We start from the raw sequence: 23,688 nt of genomic DNA, 5'->3' as shown, positions 1-23,688 counted from the left end.
TGGATTATTAAGGCATAAAAAGGGGAAGATAAGAGGAGAAAGTGCCGGAGCGTAGTACAATGAATCTTATTCTTCTTTTCATGGCATGGATGCCGATTTTGGTGGGATCCATGGGAATTGGCTTAATATCCTATTATTTTTATAAATGGGCAAAAGGAATCCGATTAGTCAGATACCGGTTGGCAGGTGAAATCTGTTTTATCCTGGTTCTGTTGTATTTCCTGCTCTTTTTTCTCTGCGTTCTTTTTGGTAGAAGCCTGACCGGTATCATTTTTTTTGACATTTGCCTGAACAAAAGCGGATCTGTGGCGGCCGGGGGTCATGTGATATTCCCGTTTGTATAGCCGGTCGAAATAGCTGGTGCTTTCAAAACCGGTGCTTTCAGCGATATCAGTGATGGAACGGTCAGTGTGAAGAAGCAGGGTTTTGGCTTGATTTAACCGGTATTTATTTAAATATTCAATTGGAGAGAGAGGTACGGAACACTGGAAACAGCGGAGTGCCTCTCTTTTGCTGACTCCCACCGACTGGGCGATGTCTTCCAGAGTCAGTCTCTTTTCATAGTTCTGCTCAATAAAATGGGTCATCCGTTTGAAACGAGCCTGGGAAAGGCGGTTGACGCCTGCATTTTCCATGGTGGCAAATTCGTCCCTGTGTAAAAACAGGATGGACCAGATCTGGCAGACCAGTGCATGAGCATTAAGCTCCCAGGTCGCTGTCTGATCCTCGCATAGCTTGTATAAGTCAGACAGAATGGAAAGTAGATGGCTCTGCCATGGATTTCTCCCCCTTAATACAAAGTGGGATATGCCGGAAAATAAAAAGGAAGCAATGAATTTTTCGTAAATTGAGCTTCCTTCCCGGGCTATAAATTCCGGAGCAAACAGTACGTTTGGAATAATTGCTGTTCCGGTTGATAAAAACCGGTGCATAACGCCGGAATTAATAAAGACACCGTCGCCGGGTTCCAGTATGTAATGAATGTTTCCGATGGAACAATGTACCATTCCTTCGGTCACAGATACCAGTTCAAATTCCCGGTGCCAGTGCCAGTCAATGCAGCGGTTGTCAAACTTTCCCACATCTTCGTAATAGTATTGAAACGGAAAGTCTGCAAAACCATGGGAGACCAGCTCCATCATGGATTCGTCGGTCAGTATTTTTGTGCTTTGCATAGAGCGTTCTCCTTTTTGTGATCGGCTAAATTGTACCATAAGCTGGCGGTAAATTGCAAGATTTGAATTACCAACTGCAGTATAATACAATCATATTACAGGGGAGGGCCGAATACGTGAAGGAAAATTATAAAAGTACTGTTTATGCCTGCTTTCTAAGCTATATTGTCCAGGCGATTGTCAATAATTTTGTACCGCTTTTGTTTCTGCATTTTCAATGGGAGTATGGAATATCACTATCCAGAATTACGCTTCTCGTTACCGTAAATTTTGGTGTTCAGCTATTGGTGGATCTTTTATCGGCTGCGGTAATAGATCGGGTGGGATACCGGATTTCCATGATTACCGCGCACCTCATGGCGGCAGCAGGACTGATTCTTCTCACCGTTTTACCGGGAATTGTATCTGTTTCCTGGGTTGGACTGCTGCTGGCAGTTATTATATATGCCATCGGCGGCGGGCTTTTGGAAGTTCTTGTCAGTCCCATTGTGGAAGCGTGTCCCACAGATAATAAAGAAAAAGCCATGAGTATGCTCCATTCCTTCTATTGCTGGGGCCATGTGGGAGTTGTTCTGATTTCAACCTTATTTTTCCGGTTATGGGGAATCGGAAACTGGAAGATACTGGCGGCTTTCTGGGCAGTTGTACCGGCTGTGTGCATGGTTTTATTTTTCCGCGTGCCGATTGCTTCTCTTTCAAAAGGGGAGGAAGGAATGTCTTTTGCCGCATTGATTGGAAATAAGCTGTTCTGGGTCTTTTTGCTTCTTATGGTCTGCTCGGGGGCAAGCGAGCAGGCAGTCAGCCAGTGGGCATCTGCTTTTGCGGAAGAGGGGCTGGGTGTAACGAAGACTATTGGAGATCTGGCGGGTCCCATGCTGTTTGCACTTATGATGGGGATATCAAGAGCTGTCTATGGACAGTATGGGGAAAGATGGGAACTGAAAAAAGTCATGGCTGCCAGCGGTGTTCTTTGTATGGCATCTTATCTTTTGATTACCTGTGCTCCTAATCCGGTATTGGGACTGATTGGATGCGGACTTTGCGGCTTTTCAGTGGGAATTATGTGGCCTGGGACGTTTAGTCTGGCTGCTGCTTCCATTCGGGGCGGAGGCACTGCCATGTTCGCATTCCTGGCACTGGGTGGTGATCTTGGATGCTCGGGAGGACCAACCCTCGTTGGAATTGTATCGGGATTATTTGGCAGCAATTTAAAAATCGGAATTTTTTCTGCAATTATCTTTCCGCTGATTCTGGTAATCGTTCTTATGAGGTTTTTTGCGGTAAAAAGGGAGTAATAATGACAGTCAGCTGTCATGTTATCTTTGTTATAATTTTCTTCATAAAATAGAAAAGAGGAAAATTAAATGACGTATGAGTTAGTAGAGTTAAAAGATATGATGGTGGCTGGTCTGTCAGCAAGAACTAATAATTATGTACCGGATATGGGAAATGTAATCGGCGGTTTGTGGGCGCAGTTTATGGGTGTTTATTCTTCGGTATTGTATAAGGCTAATGAAAAGACATTGGGGATTTATACGGAGTATGAGGGAAGAGAAACTGAAGATTACAGCGTACTGGCTGCCTGTGAAGTCAAGAAAACAGAAGGACAGCCAGACGGGATAACAATCAAAACCATACCGGCCGGAACGTATGCAAAATTTACTGCAGAGGGAGAGGGTAAGGAGGCAGTCGCAAAAGTGTGGCAGAATTTGTGGAACATGGATCTGTCAAGATCATTTGTATGTGACTTTGAGGAGTACGAAAAGACAGAAGAGGGGCGTTGCCGGATACATATTTATATTGGCTTAAAGAATTAAAAAGCGGAGGAAGCAGTTCGTTTATGAACCACTTCCTCCGCTTTTTTAATATACCACTTCCTCAAACCCGTCCGTGGAAGGAAAGGCGATTGCCACCGTCTGCCCTGGATTTTTATAATCCAGATTTACACTCATATCCAGTCCCATGGTATCTCCATCCTCGTTAATAATCATGGAGATCAGGATCTGTTCTTTGGAAAAGTATCCTTCCGGATTAATAATCGCTTTTCCGGTCACGCCAGTGATTTTATAATCCGAATCGGAAAGTGTGGGCCATACTTTATCGTAGAATTTGGTTAAATACTGTTCCAGACCGTCTGCCTCAGTGGTATAAAACATGACACTGTTACCGTCCTGATCCTGTGCGATCTGCACATTGTCTAAAAATCCCCAAAACTGTCCGGTAAGACCTCCAAGAGTGAGATGCTTTGTCATATCCTCATATCCGATTTTCATCTTATACTTGCCGCTGTCTTTGGAATCGGAGTAATAACAGCCGCCAGTATAAAAGGAGCTCTCAACCTTTTCCATGCCCAGAGTCTTTACCGTGCTGTTGGATAAAAACTCCATACTGGGAGTGTTGATATCGTGGTATTTCATCTGCATATTCATAATAACCGGAATCTGCAGCCAGTCGTAATATAAATTCATGGCAATATCAGCGTTGATATCCTGCCCTGGTAAAGAAGAACTTTTCTTGTCCGCATCCTGGTAAAGAAGAACTCCCTTTTTCTTCATCTGAACGGCAACGGAAGGGTTGGACGCTCTTAAGCGTACGATGCCATCCTCTGTCCATGCGCCGTCTTCATTCACAGTACGGCCATCAGGAGTCATGGTATTGGTTACCAGAATTCCGTCTTCATTAAAATAGTAGCACTCCGCCATTCCGTCTTTATCAGAATCGATCCACTTCCAGGCAGATGCTGTATAGGTATGATCGTCTTCCTTCCACCGCCAGCCATCGGAACCCTGTTTCCAGGTTCCAGCCATTGCAGTAGATGCAACAGAGATTGACAGAAGTGAGGCAGCAACAAATACTTTGATTAGTTTTTTCATGCCTTTTACTCCTCCTGTTTTGCCATTGAAACGGTAGATGTTTCATGGCCTGAAAGTATTCTACCATAACTTTCCAGTAACAACAACCTGCTATTTTAAAGATGATTTCAATTGTTCTATCAGCTCCAGATCAGAGGCTTTCAGCTTCATGTTGGTTGTCAGTGTTTTCCCTTCCGGAGACGTGACATGGATTTCTATCATGGATCCTTCCTTTAAAGCACTATCCGAAGCTGCTTTTAAGAATAAGGGGAATTTAGGGTGATTGTCTTTAAAGATACTCCAGGCCTCTTTCAGCTGCATAAGGTTCACGAGATTCATACGGTAATTCCTTTCTGATTCTAGATTAATAAGCACATCCTAGCATAAAATGGGTGGCGAGTCAAATCAGCAAAAGAGCAGTCAGTGCCTGGTAATAAAGGAGGATGAGGAGAAAGAAAATCAGGATCACTGGAAGTGTCCGTTTTAACAAATCGCCCATTCCGGTGTGGAAATATTCCGTTACCAGCGCAAGGCATACATGGGTGGGAGATACCTGCATGGCACAGTAGGAAGAGGACATTAGAAGCATCATCAGTGCGGCTCCTCCATCTGGTATGGCTGCAAAGGCCAGAGGAAGGCAAAGCACAATAATTGCTGTTGATCCGCCTACAATGGAGCCAAAGAAGAAGATCAGTGCAAAGGCAAGATAAGTCGGTATGGGAAGAGAGCTAAAGAGACCGGGAAGTTTTGAAATCACGTCCGTATAGGTAAGGACCTCTTTAAAAATCATGATGAGAAGCGTATTAACAATGATTTTTGGTTCCAGTGCAGAAAGAAAAAACGGTTTGATTTCCCGTAAGGAAAAGCGGTAAAAGAAAAATGCCGAAACAATTACAAGGGGAGTTGCTATGTATACCTCAAGATGAAATGCAATAATGAGTAGGATGGCTGCGGCAATGGTCCACAGACTTTTTATAAGCTGCCGGAGCGCTTCCTTTTTTGACATCCCCTGGTCATTTACAATTTCTCTTGGAATTTTTCTTAAATAAAAAATATAACCCAGAAAAACCAGGATTCCCACAGCCGGTAGCATGGACAGAAGAAAGTCTCCTGTCTCAACGCCTGCCAGTCCCAGTGCGATTAAAATAGATGAGTAAGTGGGAAGAAAGCTCTCCGGAATATGACGGTAATAGCTGGTGACAAAGGTTTTATCCTCTTTGCTTAAATAATCTCCGCAGGAAGAATCCACAATCGATCCGCAGATATAGACTGCTCCTGCAGAAGGAAGAAGACCGATGAAAATGGGAGCCAGTATGGTGGTGATTCGCCGGTTGCGGAACAGATGGTTTAATGAGGATTCTGCTGTCATTAAAAGATTCCGCTTTTCCAGCATTCGCTGTAAGAACGTAATGGTGTAAAAGCTTAATAAAATAGTTGCAGTGCTTTTGGAACATATGGCCCGGATGAGTATGGAACAGACACTTGAAACCGGAATTTGAAAAATAAAAAATGACAGCAAGATGCTGCACGCAATTGCCTGCCATAAAGGCCTTTTTAACCAGAGCAGTACTAAAATGACTAGAAAGACCAGGAAAAGTTTGACCAGCTCCATTGATACCATTATATTTCCTCCCTGTTGTGTGATAAAAAATTATTATTGCAATAAAATATTATCAGGGAGTTTAGCACCATTTTTTTTAAATGTCAATCTGTTTTTTTTGCTCCTGCTTGCTTATTTTGCTTAAATACCGGTAAATGGTGGCATCGGAGCAATTCAGTTTTAAGGCTGCTTCACTGACTGCACCTTTGATCATGAAAACTCCTTTTTCGTTTAACTGCTTCACGATGGAGATCTTCTCATCCTGGGTGAGGCGGTCTGCAGGTATGCGGTTTTCCATGATGTAATCCGGCATGGCACTGGCAATGATATCACCGATGTCGTTGGTAAAGGTTTCGGTGTGTTCCACAGGCAGGTCAATGATCTTGCTGGAGGGAGAATCAATGCACAATCCGCCAAGCTTTAAGATGGACTGGCACAGCTGCTGATAAATCTGCGTGTCAACATTTAAGCAGAGCATGCCTAAAAGCTCCTGTTCCTCTTTAATAAAAAAGGTTGAGGAGATCAAAGGTCTCTTGTCCTTTGTCAGTCCGCTGTAGTTAAGCAGATACGGCTCTTTTTTCCAGATTCCTTCTCTTATGATTTTAAGAGCCAGATCCGTTAATGGAGCCCCGACGGTTCTGCCGCTGTTTTGTCCGTTGGCTATGGCTGTGATGCAGCGTTTCCCTTCTCTTAAATCCAGAAGTGCAATTTCATAATTGTCACTTAGTACATTTCCCAGAAAATTAGTCAGCACTTCGTAGTGCTTCATGATATCACTCATCGAGTATGGCCCCCTTATGGTCTCATAAATTTTAGATTATTATATAACAAAAAAGCCTGATATGTAAATCCTTGTCCTTGAATTATCTGTCAATCTTGAATATTTGTGAAAAATGTACTGAAAGTCAGAAATGGACAATTGGTTTTTGTGAAAATAATAAAACATTATTATCCTGATAAAAAAATATTGACAAAGGCAAAACGATGGAATATACTTTGCCTAACAGTTCCACAGCCGTCAGGAAGGGGAACGGAAGGTAGACAAAGGCGTTTGCATAAAAGCAAGCGCCTTTTTTGTTGTTCAATCGACGATGACAGATGCAGGAGGAGAAAAAAATGAAAAAGATTATGAAAAATGCAGTTTGCTCGGTTATGGTTCTTACACTGGCGGTGTCTATGACCGCATGCGGAAAAACCCAGAGTTCAGGCGTCACGAAAGTAAAGGTAGGTACTGGTAATGCAATGCCGCCGTATTGCTCACTGGACGATAAGGGGGAGCCGGTGGGGTATGACGTGGCAGTATTAAAAGAAATTGATAAGCGTCTTGACAAATATGAATTTGATATTCAGGCAATGGATTTTAATACCCTCATTGTTTCCATTGATTCAGGCGCACTGGATGTACTGTCTCACCAGCTTGTAAAAAGCGATGCAAGAAAAGAGAAATACTTATTTCCTGAGCAGTATTACTGTCTCTCCCCCATGTCCTTATGTGTGAAAAAGGACAGTGGAATTAAGACATTGGATGATATGGCAGGAAAATCCATTAACCAGTCACCAACCAGTTACGAATATTCCATGCTGATGGCTTACAATGAAAGCCATCCGGGAAAGGAACTGAAAATCAACGCAGTCAGTGACTTGTCAACAGCAGACGGCTTTAAGCAGGTTGCCAATGGCCAGGTAGATGCAAGTCTTACCTATCAGTCCACCTATGACAGCGTGCAAAAGGAATTAAAGCTTGATAATCTGTCCCTCACCGATGTCGTTATGGTAGAAGATACCTACATTATGTGTGCAAAAGGAAAAGATGATTTAAATACTGCCATTGACGGGGCATTAAAAGATATGGTAAAGGACGGAACCTTATCAAAGATCGCCTCCGAGTATCTTGGTCAGGATGTATTTTCAAAATATGCAGATATGGTCAGCACAACAGTAAAATAAACGGATTGTAGAAATGGAGGGAAAAGAATTTGGAGAACACATTCAAACCGGAGACAATTCCGGGCTATATTCCCAATGTATTAAGGGCTTTTCCTGTTACCATGGAGATTCTCCTGATATCGCTCTTAATCAGCCTGGCACTGGGGGCTCTCGTCACTGCAGCCGGAATCGGTAAAAAAAAGTGGCCCAAAGCCATTGCAAACGGTTATATCGCATTTATGAGAGGAATTCCCACTCTTGTTTTAATATTTTTAATCTATCTGGGTCTTCCCCAGCTGGCTCAGAGTGTGGGAGTTGATTTAACAGGAGTCAGCAAGACCGTATTTATTGTGGCATGTCTTTCCCTCAGCAGCTCCGCTAATATGGCGGAGATGATGAGAGCCTCTTATCTGGCAGTGGATAAGGGGCAGAGGGAGGCGGCCTACAGTGTGGGAATGAAGGAATTTACAGCATTTCGCCGGATCATTTTCCCACAGGCCTTTGGCATTGCCATCCCCGCGCTGGGAAATAACGTCATCATGCTGTTTAAGGACACCTCACTGGCATTTGCAATCGGTGTCATTGATTTAATGGGAAAAGCGAGAGCCATCAGTTCTGCCAGCTATGGAGCAAACCGACTGGAAGTTTACATAGCAACGGGTATTATTTTCTGGGCAGCCTGTATTATCCTGGAGTATTGCAGCAAATTTACAGAGAAAATCTATACAAAGGGCCGGAAAAAGGCAACAAGTTAAAGAAAAGAGGAAAACAGGATGGATTTTAAATTTATCATAGAAGCGCTGCCAAAGATCATGCTTGCAGTTCCCATCACGCTCTTCATGTCTCTTGTATCGGCTGCTGCAGGCTGGATGCTTGGTCTTTCCATCGCATTGATCAGAAAACACAGGGTTCCGGTTTTGTCCCAGTTTTCAGCTGTATTCGTTTCCTTTATGAGAGGCGTGCCCATGGTGATTTTATTATACATCTCTTACTATGCACTGCCCATTCTTTTGTACAGCTATGGTCTGAGCATCGGAATTACCATTGATATTAATGCAGTTCCGCCCATGGTGTATGCGATCATCGCCCTGGCTCTTGACCAGGCAGCCTATTCCTCGGAAATATTCCGCTCCGCATTATCAGCCGTTGATGAGGGGCAGATGGAAGCAGCGTTCAGTGTGGGAATGACCCGGACCCAGGCGTTGTTGCGGATTATCTTTCCCCAGGCGCTTGCCATTGCCATTCCAAACTTAGGCGGCATCTTTGTCGGTCTGGTAAAGGGAACGTCCCTGGCTTACTATGTAGGAGTTTACGAGATAACAGCAACCGCAAACTTACTGGCTATGCCGGCACTTAATTTCATTGAAGCCTATATCATGACAACACTGATTTACGAAGCAATCAGCTTTGTACTAAATAAAGTATTCCGCATCTGTGAAGACCGGCTTAAAAAGTTCCGGGCAGGCGCGTCTGCCTGAGCGGGGGCATGAATAGGAGGAAGGAGCAGATATTATGGCAAATATGGTGGAACTGAACAATATCCATAAGTCATTTGGGAAAAACCACATTTTAAAGGGCGTTAATTTAAACATTGAAAAGGGGGAAGTTGTGGTAATTCTGGGTCCCAGCGGTTCCGGCAAAACAACACTTCTTCGTACAGTCAATTTCTTAGACAGCGCAGATGACGGCAGTGTAACTGTGAATGGTTTTAGTTTAGACTGCAAAAAGCATTCCAAAACCCAGGTCATTGAGCTGAGAAGAAAGACCGCTATGGTATTTCAGAACTATAATTTATTTCAGAATAAAACCATTCTGGAAAATGTAATGGAAGGTCTTGTGACAGTTAAGAAAATAGCAAAAGCAGATGCAGAAAAAATGAGCCGTGACATACTGGCTAAAGTAGGATTGTCAGAACGGTGTGATTTTTATCCATCCCAGCTTTCCGGTGGACAGCAGCAGAGAGCCGGCATTGCAAGGGCACTGATCCTGGATCCGGATGTAATTCTATTTGATGAACCTACTTCTGCGCTGGATCCGGAGCTGGTAGGAGAGGTTTTAAACACAATTAAAACGGTTGCACAGACAGGAATTACCATGATCGTTGTAACACACGAAATCTCATTTGCCAGAGAGGTGGCATCAAGAATCATATTTATGGAAGGCGGAAGCATTGTTGAGGAAGGAAAACCCTCTGAGATTCTGGTGAATCCAAAAGAACCAAGAACACAGCAGTTTTTAAAGAGGATCACAGATCCCCAGGCTGCAGGTGAAGAATAAGAGAAGTTAAACGGAGGAAGCCAAATGCATTATGATTTTGAAACCCTGGTAAGAAGAGACCATGCCGGTTCATTTAAATGGAATGATATGAAGGTAAAAAACCCGGATGTGAAGGACAATGTAGTGCCTCTTTCCGTAGCGGATATGGAGTGGAAAAATCCACCGGAAATCATTGAAGGATTAAAGGAATATTTAGACCAGTCCATATTGGGGTATACCGGAGCTACTGACGCCTATTATGACAGCGTGATCAGCTGGATGGAAAAACGCCATGGTTTTTCGCCTAAACGGGAATGGATTGTGGAGACGGCAGGAGTGGTGCCTGGCCTGGGCCAGATGGTGGCAGCATTTACAAAGCCGGAAGACGCAGTTCTGATTATGACTCCTGTCTATTATCCATTCCGCATGTCAGTAGAGAACAATAAACGGACGCTGGTAACGACAGAACTAATTAATTCCGGGGATTCCTATGAGATCAATTTTGCCGATTTCGAGGAAAAAGCGGCGAGAAAAGATGTAACGCTTCTTATATTATGCAGTCCCCATAATCCAATAGGCCGGATATGGACAGAGGAGGAACTGACAGAGATTGGGGATATCTGTTTAAGAAACGGAGTTTTTATCATTTCCGATGAGATTCATTTTGATCTGATTCTTCCAGGTTACCACCATATCTCCATGGGAACGTTGGAAGAGAAATATGTAAATAACTGTGTCATTTCCACCGCTCCCAGCAAAACCTTTAATCTGGCAGGGTTTCAGACCTCCAATCATTTTATTGCCAATGAGGAAATGCGGGAAAAGGTAACTGCTGCAAGAGGTTATCATTCTTTAAATTTAATGGGCTATAAAGCATGTGAGATCGCCTATACCCAGTGTGAGGCATGGCTTGAGGAACTGCTTTTGCACCTGGACGAAAATAAGAAGTTCGTTGAGAAATTTATTGCAGACAATCTGCCGGAGGTAAAGGTTTATGATCTCCAGGGAACCTATCTGCAGTGGCTGGATTTTAGTAAACTGGGTATGGATTATCAGGAACTGGAAAAATTCATGCAGATGGAAGCGCAGCTGTTCTTAGACGAGGGATATATCTTCGGAGAGGGTGGAAGAGGATTTGAACGGATTAATATTGCCTGTCCTTTCTGGGTTTTAAAAGAGGCAATGGAACGGCTTTTGGAGGCGGTAAATCGATATAAGGAACGGAGGTAGTCATATGTCAGCGGTCAATACAATCTGGGTTCTGTTTGGAGCTGCGCTGGTATTTTTTATGCAGGCAGGTTTTGCCATGGTAGAGGCAGGATTTACCAGAGCGAAGAATTCCGGAAATATTATCATGAAAAATCTGATGGATTTCTGCATCGGAACCCCCATTTACTGGTTTATTGGATTTGGAATTATGTTCGGAGGAGGAATTGATTTTTTCATACACGGCGATTACAGTGAGATCCTTCCCTCTGGTGTTTCTCTCTGGTCCTTTGTAATATTCCAGACCGTATTTTGTGCCACGGCAGCTACAATTGTGTCGGGAGCCATGGCAGAGAGGACGAAATTCTCCGCCTACTGTGTTTACAGTGCGGTTATATCCTGTGTGGTTTATCCGGTATCGGGTCACTGGATCTGGGGAGGAGGCTGGCTGTCATCTTTAGGATTCCACGATTTTGCAGGTTCTACGGCGGTTCATATGGTGGGCGGCGTAGCGGCATTTCTGGGGGCTTATCTTCTTGGGCCGAGAATCGGTAAATATACAAAGGATGGGAAGCCAAAGGCCATACTGGGACACAGCATTACACTGGGAGCTCTTGGCGTCTTCATTTTATGGTTCTGCTGGTTCGGGTTTAACGGCGCTTCCACCGTATCCATGGAAGGAGACAGCATTGAAGCAGCTGGAAGAATTTTTATGACAACCAATCTGGCAGCTGCAGTATCTACCTGCACCACCATGATATTTACCTGGATCCGTTATAAAAAGCCGGATGTTTCCATGACTTTAAACGGCACCCTTGCAGGTCTTGTGGGCATAACAGCCGGGTGTGATGCCGTGACTCCGGGAGGGGCGGCTATCATTGGAATCTGTACAGGACTGACTGTGGTGCTGTCAATTGAGTTCATTGATTCCAGATTAAAGATTGATGACCCGGTAGGTGCGATCGGCGTGCATGGCGTATGCGGAGCGCTGGGAACCATTCTGGTGGGCTTTTTTGCAAAAGAGGGCGGTCTTTTGTATGGAGGAGGCGTAAAGCTTCTGGGAATTCAGCTTCTTGGAGTTATTTCCGTAGCGGTATGGGTTGGAATTGTAATGTTTGCCGTATTTAAAATAATTGACCAGACCATCGGCCTGCGGGTTACATCCAGAGAGGAAATTGAAGGTCTGGACAGTACAGAGCATGGACTTGCAAATGCCTATGCAGACTTTCTTCCTGTTGTTCCTATGGAAGATCTGGGGAGCCGGGTTGAGAGTGTGGCTGGTATTAACACGGTCAGACAGGATGTCCCTGTGGAAGAAGCCATTCCTGTGAAATCTGCAGATTTTTTCCCGGCAGGCACTTCAAAGTCCGTACTGACCAAGGTTGAAATTCTGGCGAAGCAGTCTAAGTTTGAAGAACTGAAATCTGCCATGAATGAAATCGGAGTGACTGGTATGACAGTGACCCAGGTTCTTGGCTGCGGGATGCAAAAAGGTGCGGCAGAGTATTACAGAGGAATTCCTGTGGATATGATGCTTCTGCCCAAAGTACAGGTTGAAATTGTTGTTGCCAAGGTTCCTGTGGAGGAAGTGGTAAAGACTGCCAGAAAGGTACTTTATACCGGACATATTGGAGATGGGAAGATATTTATCTACGATGTACGGGATGCAGTAAAGGTGCGAACTGGTGAGACTGGTTATGATGCCATGCAGGGAGTGGACGATATATAAAATTGAAATTGTCTTATTTTGGAGCCAGACGGTATGGATCTTTTTCCTGCCCTCTGGCTCCTTTTTTCGTACCAGCATGCTAATTTTGGAACTTAACTTGTATAATTTCGTCCAATTGGTTGAGTATTTGCAGGAAACATGGTATAAGCTTAAAGGATATAATTATTAATAATTGTAACTTTTTCAACGGCATTCCCTTGTGTTTGCCATGATAAGTATTATATAATAAAAGCCAAAGTAACATTCTCTAAACGTATACTTGCGCTGTTTTGCTTATTTCAAAGGAGAATATATTTATGACTAAAAAGGAAATAACAAGAGAGATTATTGGAAATGTTTTAATACCCATGGGATTTGTCTCTGGTGAAAATATAAATAGCTGCTGGTTCATAAAAAAATTTAAAAACAGTAAGGGAGAGACTGCAAGGCTGGTGGTTGAGTTTTACACCAGGGGATGGGATAAGAGGCTGTTTATGGTGATTAACTCTTATTCAGGCAGATGCAGCAGTTATGGAATTCAGGATATTGTGCCGGACGGCAGTGAGAATGGCTTTCCATGTGTCACTTTAAAAGAATATAAGCTTGCCATGGAAGCATATGCGGATATATTGAAACAATATGGACGGGATTTCTTTAAGAAAATTTCCAAACCACCATTGGATAATGAATATTTCAGGGAAGAAGATGATTTCAGGCTGTTTAAAGAACACGATTTGCTGGCTCAAAAATTTTTAACAGAGCATCAACTGGATCTATCTCAAATGAATGCAGAAGATGCGATCCAGATAATAAAGAAAATTATTCTGGAAAAGCAGGGAGAGTCCTTTGAACATTGCCGGAATACAATTCTGGAATTATCCGCGTTTTATGGCAGAGTGCTGGGAAACAGCCATAAATGCAGATGGGTTATGCATAATTGCAGAACACATTTTACCTGTACCCTGAATTTTTACTCCAAGTCAGGCCCTTCGTTATCCTTACATAAGGATATTTCCATGGCATGGAAGGATGGGGTGGACAAGCTGGATTCTTTAATAATTGATTCATTGTAATAGAGGGGGAGCGCATTATGGGAGATGAAATTGTAACAATCAGTGAGATGGCGAAACTGCATCACCTTACCCGCCAGACGCTTATTTATTATGATCATATCGGGCTTTTAAAACCTGTTTCCATCAACGAACATGGTTACCGGTTTTACAGCGTTTTCCAGATCCCTGTTCTAAGGGAAATCTGTCTGTTAAAAAAGCTTGGGGTGAAGCTGGAAGATATTAAGAAAAGCTTTGAAAACCGCAATCCAGATGCAGTAATTAACCTTCTGGAATTGCAGAAAGAATCAGTTGAAAAGCAAATTCAGGAACTGAATAAAACGAAGAATCATCTGGAGCACAGAATCCGGTTTTATGAAGCGCTTCATGAAGAACATCCCATTAATACTCCCCATATAAAGGAGATTGGCCCCAGAAAGGTTCTTTTTGTGCCCTTTCCCGGGGAGCCGTGTAAAAATGTTCTTCATCTTACCTTGATGAGAGCGTGGAATCAGATTTTTGACTGGGGTATGGTACCGTCCAGCGGGTTTGGAACTCTGATCAGGTGCAGTCAGTTTGAATCCGGGGATCTATACCGGGGAGCGGGAATTTTTGTTGTAGTCCCGGAACAGAAATATGACCGTTCGGGGATTGAGGAGATTTCGGGAGGAATATTTGCCTGTATGTACAAATACGCCTTTCCATATTATAAAGATGATTTTTTTACTCTCAAAAGCTGGGTAGAGTCTCAGGGATACGAAATCATTGGTGATGCTCTGGATCTATGCCTGTTGGATACCACATTTTATAATTCGGAACATGAGGTGGATTACTGCTGTCTGCAGATTCCCGTAAAGAAAACAGGACCCCTTACATAAACCAGTTCTGATATATGAGACCTGTAAAAGCAAAAAAATTAGTTATGATATGGGCTGCTGTCACAATTTTAACAGATTTTGTTTTATAGGCAGCAAGCCCCCATAAGAGTCCCATGAAAAGAGAACCTCCAACCAGGGAACCACCTCCGCCCTGGTATACGATACCCTTTGCTAAGTATAATGCAATATGCCAGATTCCAAAAAATAACGATGGGTAAAGATAAGCCCAAATCATCTGATCATCAAAAATCTTATTAAAAATTCCCCTCCAGAACATCTCTTCCAATGTACCGTTTATCATTCCGAATACCAGAGCAAGGATCAAAACCTGAAAACCAGCATTTGGAGCGATATTTTTAAATACAGCGAAAAAGGTGGCAATACAAGGTATTAATGCTAAGAAATAATAAATTGTTTTCATTCTTGCTGTTATATTAGATCTTTGGCGGTAAATCTCTTTCAACCGGGTGAAACCACCAGAACAATATGCAGAAACAGGCAGGCAGAAGAGAAACCAGTAGATACAAAACCCTGTGACATATCCGGCTGTTTTTCCCATTTTAACAGTTAAATAAGGGATCAGTAATAACATGGAAATGCAAAGAAACGGGGCACTCCCAATCAGGATCCGTTGCTTCTTACTCATAGTTTTCATCATATATCCTCACGCTGTCATAATCATTTATTTTTATATGTCTGATTATAGTATAAATCCGCTTGACTGTATAGTCGCAATATAGTGCATAGTTAATGTAACAGGCAATAATTAAAAAAAGGAGGATTTATTATGTCAGAGATAAAAGTAAATGATTTACGTTCAGCATTAGAACTTTTAGCATCAATTCCGGGTCAGCTCATTGAAACGGATGTTGAAGTTCATCCTCATGCCGAACTTTCCGGCGTTTACCGCCATGTGGGTGCCGGCGGAACAGTTATGCGCCCCACAAAAGAAGGCCCTGCTATGGTATTTAATCAGGTAACGGGTCATGAGGGAGCAAGAGTGGCAATTGGTTTACTGGCAAGCCGGAAGCGAGTGGGATATCTGCTTAATGAGGCGCCGGAGCGCCTGGGTCATATGTTAAACGATGCGGTGAATCATCCCATAAAACCAGTGGTTATTGATCAGAAAGAAGCAAAATGCCAGGAAGTAGTTCATTATGCCACCGATCCTGATTTTGATTTACGTAAATTGGTTCCAGCTCCAACCAATACAGAAGAAGACGCAGGACCTTATATTACATTGGGAATGTGCTACGCTTCCGATCCGGAATCAAAGATTTCAGATGTTACCATTCACCGCCTGTGTATTCAGAGTAAGGACGAGATTTCCATGTACTTTGTACCGGGTGCCAGACATTTAAGCGTTTTCCGTGAGAAGGCAGAGGCAGCAGGTAAGCCCCTTCCCATCTCGATCAGCATCGGCGTGGATCCTGCCATTGAAATCGCTTCCTGTTTTGAACCGCCTACAACGCCTCTGGGATTTAATGAGCTGGAGATTGCCGGTGCGATCCGCAAAGAGCCGGTGGAACTGACACCATGTATTACCATAGAGGAAAACTGCATTGCCAATGCAGAGTATGTAATAGAAGGGGAACTGCTTCCAGGGGTTCGGGTAAGAGAGGATCAGAATACCAATACAGGGAAAGCCATGCCGGAATTTCCAGGTTATACAGGCCCTGCCAATCCGGAACTGCCCGTTATTAAGGTAAAGGCAGTGACCCACAGAATCAATCCCATCATGCAGACCTGTATCGGACCAAGCGAGGAGCATGTAAGCATGGCAGGGATTCCTACAGAAGCCAGCATTATTCAGATGGTGGAAAAGGCCATGCCTGGGAAGCTGTTGAATGTATACTGTGCGTCAAGCGGCGGCGGAAAATATATGGCTGTTCTTCAGTTCTGTAAAAAGATACCCAGTGATGAGGGAAGACAACGACAGGCGGCACTGCTTGCGTTCTCAGCATTCAGTGAATTAAAGCATGTATTTCTTGTTGATGAGGATGTGGATCCCTTTGATATCAATGATGTTATCTGGGCGATGAATACCCGTATGCAGGGAGATTCCGGTATTGTATGCATTCCGGGAGTACGCTGTCATCCACTGGATCCCTCCAACGATCCCTCTATCTCACCTTCCATACGAGATCATGGAATCGCCTGCAAAACCATTTTTGACTGTACTGTTCCATTTGATCAGAAAAGCCGTTTTAAACGAGCGAAATTTATGGATGTAGATCCTTCCCACTGGGTGCCGGATATTAACTAGATTGTTACTGGATTTTCACTAAATACATAAGAGGGATACATATGCCAATCGGAGTAATTGTTAACAGTCTGGCAGTGCTGACAGGCGGCGCTGCCGGAGCTTTATTAGGAAATAAAATACCTGGTCATCTTCGTGATAACCTCACGTTGATATTCGGAGTCGCTTCCATGTCCATGGGAATCGCTTCCATCGTAAAACTGACGTATCTTCCTGCAGTTGTGTTTGCGGTAATCATTGGAACTGCAATCGGTGAACTGATTCATCTGGAATGGGGGATCACAGCTGCAGCCCAGAAGGTGCAGACCCCTATTTCAAAGATGTTTTCCGGAAAAGGGACTGGGTTAAGTCAGGAGGAGTTCATGCAGAGGCTTGTCAGCATCGTCGTCCTGTTTTGCGCAAGCGGAACCGGAATATTTGGTGCATTGCAGGCGGGAATGACTGGGGATCATACGATTCTGTTCTCCAAGTCGATCCTTGATTTTTTTACAGCTGGCATTTTTGCAGCAAGCCTTGGATTTATTACGTGCACCGTATGCGTTCCCCAGTTTATTGTCCTTTTGACGTTGTTTCTCAGCGCTTCTTTTATCATGCCGATGACAACAAAGGAAATGCTAAACGATTTTACCGCTTGTGGTGGCATATTAATGCTGGCTACTGGTCTTCGTATTTCTGGGATCAAATCATTTCCCATAGCGAATATGCTGCCTGCCATGGTACTTGTCATGCCGTTTTCTTATTTCTGGTCTCATGTAATTTTGAGCCTGTTATAAGCCTATGGAGAAGAAACGGATCATACTTGCTGTCAGTGGGGCCAGTGGTGCCCCCCTGGCAGAGGTATGCTTAAAGGAGCTTAAAAAAATTCCGGAATATGAAACTCATCTGGTGATCAGCAGAGGTGGCGAGGAGACGGTTTTACATGAGACGGATCTGTCGCTGGAAGAATTTACAGGACTGGCAGATGTGTGTTACGACTGCAAAGATATTGGTGCTTCCATAGCCAGTGGTACCTTTCGGACGGAAGGTATGATCGTGGTTCCCTGCAGTATGAAGACAGTGGCAGGAATTGCAAATGGTTACTCTGATAATCTGCTGCTTCGGGCTGCAGATGTGACAATAAAAGAAAAACGCCGTCTTATATTAGTGACAAGAGAAACCCCGCTCAGCCAGATTCATTTAAGAAATATGGAGTATTTATCCGGTGTGCAGAATGTTACCATACTGCCTCCGGTTATTTCTTACTACAGCAGACCCAGGTCACTGGAGGACGTAAACTTTCATCTTGCATGTAAAATTCTAGATGCTGCTGGGATTTTTATTCCCGGATTCAAGAGGTGGGAATCCAATGATAACGCTTAAAAAAGTAATGGATCAAATCAACATCCAATGTGACGTCATACCAATGGGAGAGGATCTGACTGTATTGCTGTACGGCGGAGATCGCCCTCATATTGGCAGTACTGTTCTGTCAATTCCAAGAGCCAGTCTGACGGGAGAAGGATTAAGCGCGACTTCTTCCGTTCTAAACTGTCTGGGTCATAAAGACGATGAGCTGGCAAGGATTTTTGCGGAAAAAATTGCGGTCAGATTCAATCATACCACAGTCTGTATCTGCGGAATTCATGTGGACGGGCTAAGTGGCGATGGGATCAAGGCAATTTATGACGGCTGTCTTCTTCTGCTGGATGAAATGCTGGCCATTATTGGAAATGAAAATCTTTTAATATCTTCACAGAAATGATATAATTTAGAAAGCAAAGATAAAAACACAGCCCATGGCATCTGTCATGGAGATCCGGTTGGTAGTCCGGACGGAAACGGTTTCCCTCCGTTTCTAAGTAACCCTCCTCCTGGTCGTCCGTTCTTTGTCGAAACAAGAATAGGAGGAATTGTTATGGACAAGGTTTCGGTTGGATTTTCAGTATTTTTTGAGGAGCCCTTTTGGGTAGGCATTCTGGAGCGGGAAGTGGATGGAAAACTGTTTGTAAGCAAAATTACATTCGGGCCAGAGCCCAGGGATTATGAGGTAAATGAGTTCCTTCTTAAGAATTACTACAGGCTGAGGTTTAGTCCGGCTGTTGAAGCTGCTGTAAAAGAAAGTAGTAAGAATCCCAAACGGATTTTGCGGGAAGTCCGCAGGCAGATCCAAAACACAGGAATCAGTACGAAATCCCAGCAGGCGCTGAAATTGCAGCAGGAAGAGGGAAAACTGGCGCGGAAGCTTTTATCCCGGAAAGCGAGGGAGGCAAAAGCACAGCAAAAGTTTGATCAGAAACAGCAAAAGAAAAAGGAGAAGCACAGGGGCAGATAATGCCCCTTTCTCTATGGAAAAAAACAGGAAGAGATTACTTATTGCGTGAGGGTGGGAAGCAGGGTATAATCGATTCTATATTGACAAAAGCAGGTGAATGAATGTACATAGCAGATTTACATATCCACTCCAGGTATTCCATGGCAACCAGCAGGGACTGCACACCGGAGCAGCTGGATCTTTGGGCCAGACGAAAAGGAATCGGGATTCTCGGAACCGGTGATTTTACTCATCCGGCATGGAGAGCAGAGTTAAAAGAGAAACTGATTCCGGCGGAAGAAGGGCTTTATGTGTTAAAGGAGGAGTACCGTCTGGAGGGAGAAAACTCCTTCGGTTCCCTGATCCCCCGCTTTGTTATTTCCGGAGAAATCAGTTCCATTTATAAAAAGAACGGAAAGACCAGAAAGGTACACAGCCTTCTTCTCCTGCCAGGACTTCATGCGGCAGAGCAGCTTTCCATGAAACTTGAGGCTGTGGGCAATATCCGATCGGACGGCAGGCCCATCTTAGGACTTGACTGCCACGATCTTCTGGAAATGATGCTGGAAACAGATCCCAGGGCGGTTTATATCCCCGCTCATATCTGGACGCCACATTTCTCCCTGTTCGGAGCATGTTCCGGCTTTGATACCATAGAAGAGTGTTTCGAAGATCTGACTCCTCATATCCATACATTGGAAACCGGACTTTCTTCTGATCCCTCCATGATCTGGAGCATATCGGCGCTGGACCGTTTTCAGCTGATCTCCAACTCCGATGCCCATTCTCCTGCAAAGCTTGGCAGGGAAGCCAGCCTTTTGGACATCGAACTGTCCTTTGGCGGACTTTCTCATGCGTTAACCAGTGGCAGTGGATTAATGGGAACCATTGAATTCTTCCCTGAAGAAGGAAAATACCACCACGACGGTCACAGAAAATGCGGGATCTGCTTTTCACCTTCTGAGGCAGAACAGCATTCCGGCAGGTGCCCGGTGTGCGGTGGAAAACTGACCATGGGAGTATCCAACCGGATTAAACAGCTGTCTGACCGGGGTGAGGGCTTTGTATTACCCCAGGGAAAGCCGTTTGAGAGTCTGGTTCCGCTGCCGGAGGTGATCGCTGCCTGCCTGGGGTATTCTGCAACGAGTAAAAAGGTTCAAAATCAGTACTATGAACTGCTGCGTGGGCTGGGATCAGAATTTGATATATTAAGAGAGATTCCCCTGGAAGACATCAGAAAGAGATCAGATCCCATGATTGCAGAAGGAGTGAGCCGGCTGCGGGATGGAAAAGTGGAACGAATACCTGGCTATGACGGGGAATACGGTATCATAAAGCTGTTTGATTCTGATGAAATTTCCACCGGAAAAAAGAGAGGAAAGGACTAAAGCAGATGACAGAAGATAACATTGGTGCAATTCTTAAAAAGCTGGATGACGTATACGGAGTTACAAAGGAAGGGTTTTATCATGATCAGCACTGGCAGCTGCTTGCAGCGATTAGCTTAGTGCACAGAGTACAGATAAGCAGGTAGAAGAGGTACTTCCTGATTTTTGTAAACGGTTTCAGACTGCTGCCCAGCTGGCAGATGCACCTCTGGAAGAGATTGAGGCTTCCATCCGTTCCATTGGCCTTTATAAGAATAAAGCGAAGAATTTAAAGAAATGCTGCACTCAGATTGAAAACGAATATGATGGTGAGGTTCCGTCAGAAATAGAGGAACTGTTAAAGCTGGCGGGAGTGGGACGAAAAACAGCCACTTTGTTTCTTGCCGATGCGTATGAAATTCCGGGAGTTACGGTAGATACCCATGTTTTCCGCATATCCAGACGGCTGGGCTGGGCAGAGGGGAAGAATCCGGTAAAAGTGGAGCTGGAACTTCAAAAGGTATTACCGGAGGAACACTGGAACCGGATTAATTTTCAGCTGATTTATCATGGAAGAGAGGTCTGCACAGCCAGAAAGGCCAGGTGCGAAGAATGTATTTTGGGGGAGTGGTGTGAGAGAAGAATTTAATAATGAAAAGATCGCTTTGAAAAAAGGGAATATTTCAGAAGTATTCAGTGATGGCAAGGTGGTATACAGAGACTTAAAGCCTCAAAGTAAATCCGTACACAGACTGTTGTTGTATCTGGAGGAAAAAGGGATCGGGTTTACACCTCGCTTTCTTGGAATGAATGGGGATAATATGGAGATGGTAAGCTTTGTTGAGGGTGAAACAATTGATGATTATCCCATACAAAACGAGGTCAGTAAGAAAATTACAACAGTTCGGATGGCAGCGGAAATGCTTAGAAAATTCCACGATGGAACTGTTGATTTTATACAGAATCCGGATGATATCTGGTTTTTAGAATATAAAGGCGAATTACAGAAAGAAGTGATCTGCCATAACGATTTTGCACCGTATAATGTTACATTTCAAGATTTAAAGCCCGTAGGGTTAATTGATTTTGATACGGCATGCCCCGCACCAAGGATATGGGATGTTGCTTATGCAGCTTACCGTTTTGTGCCTCTCAGTGAAGAAGTATATGATATAAATACCAGACAATATCGCAGATACAGCAAATCAACAGACAGTCTGGAGAGGAAACTGCTGCTTCATGAATTTCTTGACAGCTATGGCATGAGGAATGCTGCAGAGGTTTTGCAGACTCTGATTCTACGGCTGCAGGATCTTGTAATCCTTTTTGATGAGGAATGCAAAAAGGGAAGTGAACCGTTTATTAATATGAAAGAATCAGGACATCAACAGTTTTATATTCATGAGATAACGTTTATAAAAGAGAATATGGTTGATTGGATATAGTAGGGATTGAAAAAGTATAAAAGGAGAACAGACAATGAAGTTAATGTTTCAGCAACGCTTTTTTTCCTGGTTTGACAGTTATGATATTTATGATGAGGAAGGAAGCTGTGTTTTCACCGTCAGCGGGAAACCTGCCTGGGGGCACAAGTTGGAAATCTATAATAGAAACGGCAGTCATCTGGCTACTTTGAAAGAGCAGATATTCACATTTCTTCCCCGGTTTTATATTATAATAAACGGGGAAACCGTTGGAACAATAACAAAAGAATTTACTTTTTTCACCCCCTCATTCAACATCGACTGTAATGGCTGGGAGGTAAAAGGTGATTTTTTTCAATGGGATTATTCCATATATTCCAGAGAAGGTGGCGTTGTGGCACAGATAGAAAAGCAGCTGTTCCGTTTTACGGATACTTATATTATTGATGTAGAAGAAGAACGGGATGCTCTTCTGGCACTGATGGTGGTTCTTGCCATTGATGCCGTTAAATGCAGTCAGAATAAAAATTAAAAACGCAGAAAACACAAGTGATTTATGATATGATCCTCCATAAGTAGACATGGTAAATAACCAAAATCTACTTATGGAGGATTATTTTATGGCAAAATCACCACACACTCCTGAATTCCGTGCAAAGGTTTCACAGGAGTATCTTGATGGAGTTACAGGATCTCTTGACAAAACACTGTGGGAGGTTCGTTTTTTTTGTGTATAATAGTTTGTTAGAAAGATAATATAAAAAAAGGATTGACTACAACGCTGCGTCATACTCTATGATTGTAAATGTCAGGAGGTATTTTCTATGAACACCAGGGAAGTAGCCGGTATTACCGGTATCAGTGTGCGTACTTTGCATCACTACGATAAGATTGGTCTGCTGTGTCCAGACCGTAATCCGGATAATGATTACAGGAACTATTCCGATGAAGATCTGGATCTGCTGCAGCAGATTTTATTTTTCAAGGAATGCGGATTTTCTCTTACTGAAATCAAGAGATTTCTTGCCAATCCAAATTTCGACCGGGAAAAAGCATTTGTACTGCAAAAGGATTGTCTGCTGCAGGAACAAAAGCGTATTAATGCCATGCTGAAAACTCTTGATAAGACAATGAAATCATGGAAGGGAGATAAAACTATGACGCAGCCAGAAAAATTTTATGGGTTTGGGAAAAATCACAACCCTTATGAAGAAGAAGCCAGACGTCTTTGGGGAAATGAGACCGTGGACCAGAGCAATGAAAAGATGGATTCCATGACCGAAGAGGAACAGAATCAGGTCTTTGTAAATATGGATCAGATGTTCCGTGAGCTGGCAAAGCTTTGCAGGAAAGCGCCTGAATCAGAAGTGGTACAAAATGCAATTAATAGCATGTACCGTTTTTTCAATGAGAACTTTGGTGTTACCTATACCCTGGAAGCATTTGCAGGCCTGGGTCAGCTTTATATATCAGACTCACGCTTTACTCAGAATATAGATCAGTATGCTGAGGGATTATCGGCATTTTTAAGGAAAGCCATGGGATATTATGCTGACAGCCAGAAGAACAGCTAAGGCACAAAAAATATAGAACCGTCCAACCTAATTTAATTATGGGACAGGGTGGTTCTGTTTTTTTTGGTTGAGTTTTTTGCAATAAGCATATTCGGATTCGACATGAATATATAAATATAA

25 protein-coding genes and 2 pseudogenes are annotated in these 23,688 nt (G+C 43.5%); 21 read left to right on the top strand and 6 right to left on the bottom strand.

All coding sequences use genetic code 11. From position 1 onward, the window contains the following. Positions 1-164 precede the first annotated feature (164 nt). Positions 165-1,175, bottom strand: coding sequence for an AraC family transcriptional regulator (locus tag ABS301_RS07345; RefSeq protein ID WP_349671592.1), 1,011 nt, complete (start codon positions 1,173-1,175; stop codon positions 165-167). Between the two features lie 116 nt (positions 1,176-1,291). Here ABS301_RS07345 and ABS301_RS07340 point away from each other — a divergent pair, with 116 nt between their 5' ends. Further along, complete coding sequence (locus tag ABS301_RS07340; protein ID WP_349671591.1) at positions 1,292-2,470, top strand: MFS transporter; 1,179 nt, start codon at positions 1,292-1,294, stop codon at positions 2,468-2,470. A 69-nt stretch (positions 2,471-2,539) separates the two neighbouring features. After that, entirely contained in the window at positions 2,540-2,992 is a 453-nt protein-coding gene (locus ABS301_RS07335; protein WP_349671590.1) for a GyrI-like domain-containing protein, read from the top strand. A 45-nt stretch (positions 2,993-3,037) separates the two neighbouring features. On the opposite strand, the gene ABS301_RS07330 is transcribed toward ABS301_RS07335, so the two are convergent. From ABS301_RS07330 to ABS301_RS07315, 4 genes are all read right to left on the bottom strand, one after another. Beyond that, positions 3,038-4,048, bottom strand: a complete 1,011-nt coding sequence (locus ABS301_RS07330) for a hypothetical protein (protein ID WP_349671589.1) — start codon at positions 4,046-4,048, stop codon at positions 3,038-3,040. Between the two features lie 90 nt (positions 4,049-4,138). Next, positions 4,139-4,366 (bottom strand): hypothetical protein, encoded by a 228-nt coding sequence (locus tag ABS301_RS07325; protein WP_349671588.1) that lies wholly within the window; start codon positions 4,364-4,366, stop codon positions 4,139-4,141. A 61-nt stretch (positions 4,367-4,427) separates the two neighbouring features. Next, positions 4,428-5,639 (bottom strand): DUF401 family protein, encoded by a 1,212-nt coding sequence (locus tag ABS301_RS07320; RefSeq protein ID WP_349671661.1) that lies wholly within the window; start codon positions 5,637-5,639, stop codon positions 4,428-4,430. An 85-nt stretch (positions 5,640-5,724) separates the two neighbouring features. Continuing rightward, positions 5,725-6,408 (bottom strand): helix-turn-helix transcriptional regulator, encoded by a 684-nt coding sequence (locus ABS301_RS07315; protein WP_349671587.1) that lies wholly within the window; start codon positions 6,406-6,408, stop codon positions 5,725-5,727. Between the two features lie 335 nt (positions 6,409-6,743). Here ABS301_RS07315 and ABS301_RS07310 point away from each other — a divergent pair, with 335 nt between their 5' ends. The 8 genes from ABS301_RS07310 to ABS301_RS07275 all read left to right on the top strand — a co-directional run bounded on the left by ABS301_RS07310 (position 6,744) and on the right by ABS301_RS07275 (position 14,650). After that, positions 6,744-7,574, top strand: coding sequence for a transporter substrate-binding domain-containing protein (locus tag ABS301_RS07310; protein WP_349671586.1), 831 nt, complete (start codon positions 6,744-6,746; stop codon positions 7,572-7,574). A 29-nt stretch (positions 7,575-7,603) separates the two neighbouring features. Then, entirely contained in the window at positions 7,604-8,308 is a 705-nt protein-coding gene (locus ABS301_RS07305) for an amino acid ABC transporter permease (RefSeq protein ID WP_349671585.1), read from the top strand. A gap of 18 nt (positions 8,309-8,326) precedes the next feature. After that, positions 8,327-9,031 (top strand): amino acid ABC transporter permease, encoded by a 705-nt coding sequence (locus ABS301_RS07300; RefSeq protein ID WP_349671584.1) that lies wholly within the window; start codon positions 8,327-8,329, stop codon positions 9,029-9,031. A gap of 43 nt (positions 9,032-9,074) precedes the next feature. Further along, positions 9,075-9,830 (top strand): amino acid ABC transporter ATP-binding protein, encoded by a 756-nt coding sequence (locus ABS301_RS07295; protein ID WP_349671660.1) that lies wholly within the window; start codon positions 9,075-9,077, stop codon positions 9,828-9,830. A 24-nt stretch (positions 9,831-9,854) separates the two neighbouring features. Next, the gene (locus tag ABS301_RS07290) at positions 9,855-11,039 is read left to right on the top strand and encodes a MalY/PatB family protein (RefSeq protein WP_349671583.1); all 1,185 of its coding nucleotides are present in this window, start codon (positions 9,855-9,857) and stop codon (positions 11,037-11,039) included. 4 nt (positions 11,040-11,043) lie between these two features. Continuing rightward, the gene (locus ABS301_RS07285) at positions 11,044-12,744 is read left to right on the top strand and encodes an ammonium transporter (protein WP_349671582.1); all 1,701 of its coding nucleotides are present in this window, start codon (positions 11,044-11,046) and stop codon (positions 12,742-12,744) included. 296 nt (positions 12,745-13,040) lie between these two features. Then, complete coding sequence (locus ABS301_RS07280) at positions 13,041-13,796, top strand: hypothetical protein (protein ID WP_349671581.1); 756 nt, start codon at positions 13,041-13,043, stop codon at positions 13,794-13,796. A 17-nt stretch (positions 13,797-13,813) separates the two neighbouring features. Further along, positions 13,814-14,650, top strand: a complete 837-nt coding sequence (locus ABS301_RS07275; RefSeq protein ID WP_349671580.1) for a MerR family transcriptional regulator — start codon at positions 13,814-13,816, stop codon at positions 14,648-14,650. Here the strand turns inward: ABS301_RS07275 and ABS301_RS07270 are convergent. Further along, positions 14,643-15,296, bottom strand: a complete 654-nt coding sequence (locus ABS301_RS07270; RefSeq protein WP_349671579.1) for a CPBP family intramembrane glutamic endopeptidase — start codon at positions 15,294-15,296, stop codon at positions 14,643-14,645. The genes ABS301_RS07275 and ABS301_RS07270 overlap by 8 nt on opposite strands. Positions 15,297-15,437: 141 nt before the next feature. Here ABS301_RS07270 and ABS301_RS07265 point away from each other — a divergent pair, with 141 nt between their 5' ends. From ABS301_RS07265 to ABS301_RS07215, 11 genes and pseudogenes are all read left to right on the top strand, one after another. Then, positions 15,438-16,916: a UbiD family decarboxylase gene (locus ABS301_RS07265; RefSeq protein WP_349671578.1), complete on the top strand. Its 1,479-nt coding sequence runs from the start codon at positions 15,438-15,440 to the stop codon at positions 16,914-16,916. Between the two features lie 41 nt (positions 16,917-16,957). Further along, positions 16,958-17,686: a DUF554 domain-containing protein gene (locus ABS301_RS07260; RefSeq protein WP_349671577.1), complete on the top strand. Its 729-nt coding sequence runs from the start codon at positions 16,958-16,960 to the stop codon at positions 17,684-17,686. A 4-nt stretch (positions 17,687-17,690) separates the two neighbouring features. After that, positions 17,691-18,272, top strand: coding sequence for a UbiX family flavin prenyltransferase (locus ABS301_RS07255; RefSeq protein ID WP_349671576.1), 582 nt, complete (start codon positions 17,691-17,693; stop codon positions 18,270-18,272). Then, on the top strand, positions 18,259-18,654 hold the full coding sequence (lpdD, locus tag ABS301_RS07250; protein ID WP_349671575.1) for a prenylated flavin chaperone LpdD: 396 nt from the start codon (positions 18,259-18,261) through the stop codon (positions 18,652-18,654). Before ABS301_RS07255 ends, lpdD begins: the two co-directional genes overlap by 14 nt. Positions 18,655-18,807: 153 nt before the next feature. Next, positions 18,808-19,224 (top strand): YjdF family protein, encoded by a 417-nt coding sequence (locus ABS301_RS07245; protein ID WP_349671574.1) that lies wholly within the window; start codon positions 18,808-18,810, stop codon positions 19,222-19,224. 101 nt (positions 19,225-19,325) lie between these two features. Then, positions 19,326-20,561, top strand: a pseudogene (locus ABS301_RS07240) (endonuclease Q family protein); the annotation flags it as partial. Between the two features lie 35 nt (positions 20,562-20,596). Next, positions 20,597-20,737, top strand: a complete 141-nt coding sequence (locus ABS301_RS07235) for a hypothetical protein (RefSeq protein WP_349671573.1) — start codon at positions 20,597-20,599, stop codon at positions 20,735-20,737. A 29-nt stretch (positions 20,738-20,766) separates the two neighbouring features. Beyond that, positions 20,767-21,219, top strand: a pseudogene (locus ABS301_RS07230) (endonuclease III domain-containing protein); the annotation flags it as partial. Continuing rightward, positions 21,203-22,015: an aminoglycoside phosphotransferase family protein gene (locus ABS301_RS07225; protein WP_349671572.1), complete on the top strand. Its 813-nt coding sequence runs from the start codon at positions 21,203-21,205 to the stop codon at positions 22,013-22,015. The pseudogene ABS301_RS07230 and the gene ABS301_RS07225, both read left to right, overlap by 17 nt. A 34-nt stretch (positions 22,016-22,049) precedes the next feature. Next, positions 22,050-22,526, top strand: a complete 477-nt coding sequence (locus ABS301_RS07220) for an LURP-one-related/scramblase family protein (RefSeq protein WP_349671571.1) — start codon at positions 22,050-22,052, stop codon at positions 22,524-22,526. A 292-nt stretch (positions 22,527-22,818) separates the two neighbouring features. Continuing rightward, positions 22,819-23,568, top strand: coding sequence for a MerR family transcriptional regulator (locus ABS301_RS07215; protein WP_349671570.1), 750 nt, complete (start codon positions 22,819-22,821; stop codon positions 23,566-23,568). Positions 23,569-23,688: the final 120 nt, after the last annotated feature.

Source organism: Lacrimispora sp. (genome assembly GCF_031982545.1).
GTDB lineage: Bacteria > Bacillota > Clostridia > Lachnospirales > Lachnospiraceae > Lacrimispora.
The sequence above is the reverse complement of the archived record's forward strand: the minus strand, read 5'-3'. Positions and strand labels throughout refer to the sequence as shown.

What these genes read in the sequence shown, in the direction of transcription:
- ABS301_RS07345 (WP_349671592.1), bottom strand. Translation starts at nt 1,175, where the DNA reads ATGCAAAGCACAAAAATACTGACCGACGAATCCATGATGGAGCTGGTC.
- ABS301_RS07335 (WP_349671590.1), top strand. Translation starts at nt 2,540, where the DNA reads ATGACGTATGAGTTAGTAGAGTTAAAAGATATGATGGTGGCTGGTCTG.
- ABS301_RS07330 (WP_349671589.1), bottom strand. Translation starts at nt 4,048, where the DNA reads ATGAAAAAACTAATCAAAGTATTTGTTGCTGCCTCACTTCTGTCAATC.
- ABS301_RS07325 (WP_349671588.1), bottom strand. Translation starts at nt 4,366, where the DNA reads ATGAATCTCGTGAACCTTATGCAGCTGAAAGAGGCCTGGAGTATCTTT.
- ABS301_RS07320 (WP_349671661.1), bottom strand. Translation starts at nt 5,639, where the DNA reads ATGGAGCTGGTCAAACTTTTCCTGGTCTTTCTAGTCATTTTAGTACTG.
- ABS301_RS07315 (WP_349671587.1), bottom strand. Translation starts at nt 6,408, where the DNA reads ATGAGTGATATCATGAAGCACTACGAAGTGCTGACTAATTTTCTGGGA.
- ABS301_RS07310 (WP_349671586.1), top strand. Translation starts at nt 6,744, where the DNA reads ATGAAAAAGATTATGAAAAATGCAGTTTGCTCGGTTATGGTTCTTACA.
- ABS301_RS07300 (WP_349671584.1), top strand. Translation starts at nt 8,327, where the DNA reads ATGGATTTTAAATTTATCATAGAAGCGCTGCCAAAGATCATGCTTGCA.
- ABS301_RS07295 (WP_349671660.1), top strand. Translation starts at nt 9,075, where the DNA reads ATGGTGGAACTGAACAATATCCATAAGTCATTTGGGAAAAACCACATT.
- ABS301_RS07290 (WP_349671583.1), top strand. Translation starts at nt 9,855, where the DNA reads ATGCATTATGATTTTGAAACCCTGGTAAGAAGAGACCATGCCGGTTCA.
- ABS301_RS07285 (WP_349671582.1), top strand. Translation starts at nt 11,044, where the DNA reads ATGTCAGCGGTCAATACAATCTGGGTTCTGTTTGGAGCTGCGCTGGTA.
- ABS301_RS07280 (WP_349671581.1), top strand. Translation starts at nt 13,041, where the DNA reads ATGACTAAAAAGGAAATAACAAGAGAGATTATTGGAAATGTTTTAATA.
- ABS301_RS07275 (WP_349671580.1), top strand. Translation starts at nt 13,814, where the DNA reads ATGGGAGATGAAATTGTAACAATCAGTGAGATGGCGAAACTGCATCAC.
- ABS301_RS07270 (WP_349671579.1), bottom strand. Translation starts at nt 15,296, where the DNA reads ATGAGTAAGAAGCAACGGATCCTGATTGGGAGTGCCCCGTTTCTTTGC.
- ABS301_RS07265 (WP_349671578.1), top strand. Translation starts at nt 15,438, where the DNA reads ATGTCAGAGATAAAAGTAAATGATTTACGTTCAGCATTAGAACTTTTA.
- ABS301_RS07260 (WP_349671577.1), top strand. Translation starts at nt 16,958, where the DNA reads ATGCCAATCGGAGTAATTGTTAACAGTCTGGCAGTGCTGACAGGCGGC.
- ABS301_RS07255 (WP_349671576.1), top strand. Translation starts at nt 17,691, where the DNA reads ATGGAGAAGAAACGGATCATACTTGCTGTCAGTGGGGCCAGTGGTGCC.
- lpdD (WP_349671575.1), top strand. Translation starts at nt 18,259, where the DNA reads ATGATAACGCTTAAAAAAGTAATGGATCAAATCAACATCCAATGTGAC.
- ABS301_RS07245 (WP_349671574.1), top strand. Translation starts at nt 18,808, where the DNA reads ATGGACAAGGTTTCGGTTGGATTTTCAGTATTTTTTGAGGAGCCCTTT.
- ABS301_RS07235 (WP_349671573.1), top strand. Translation starts at nt 20,597, where the DNA reads ATGACAGAAGATAACATTGGTGCAATTCTTAAAAAGCTGGATGACGTA.
- ABS301_RS07220 (WP_349671571.1), top strand. Translation starts at nt 22,050, where the DNA reads ATGAAGTTAATGTTTCAGCAACGCTTTTTTTCCTGGTTTGACAGTTAT.
- ABS301_RS07215 (WP_349671570.1), top strand. Translation starts at nt 22,819, where the DNA reads ATGAACACCAGGGAAGTAGCCGGTATTACCGGTATCAGTGTGCGTACT.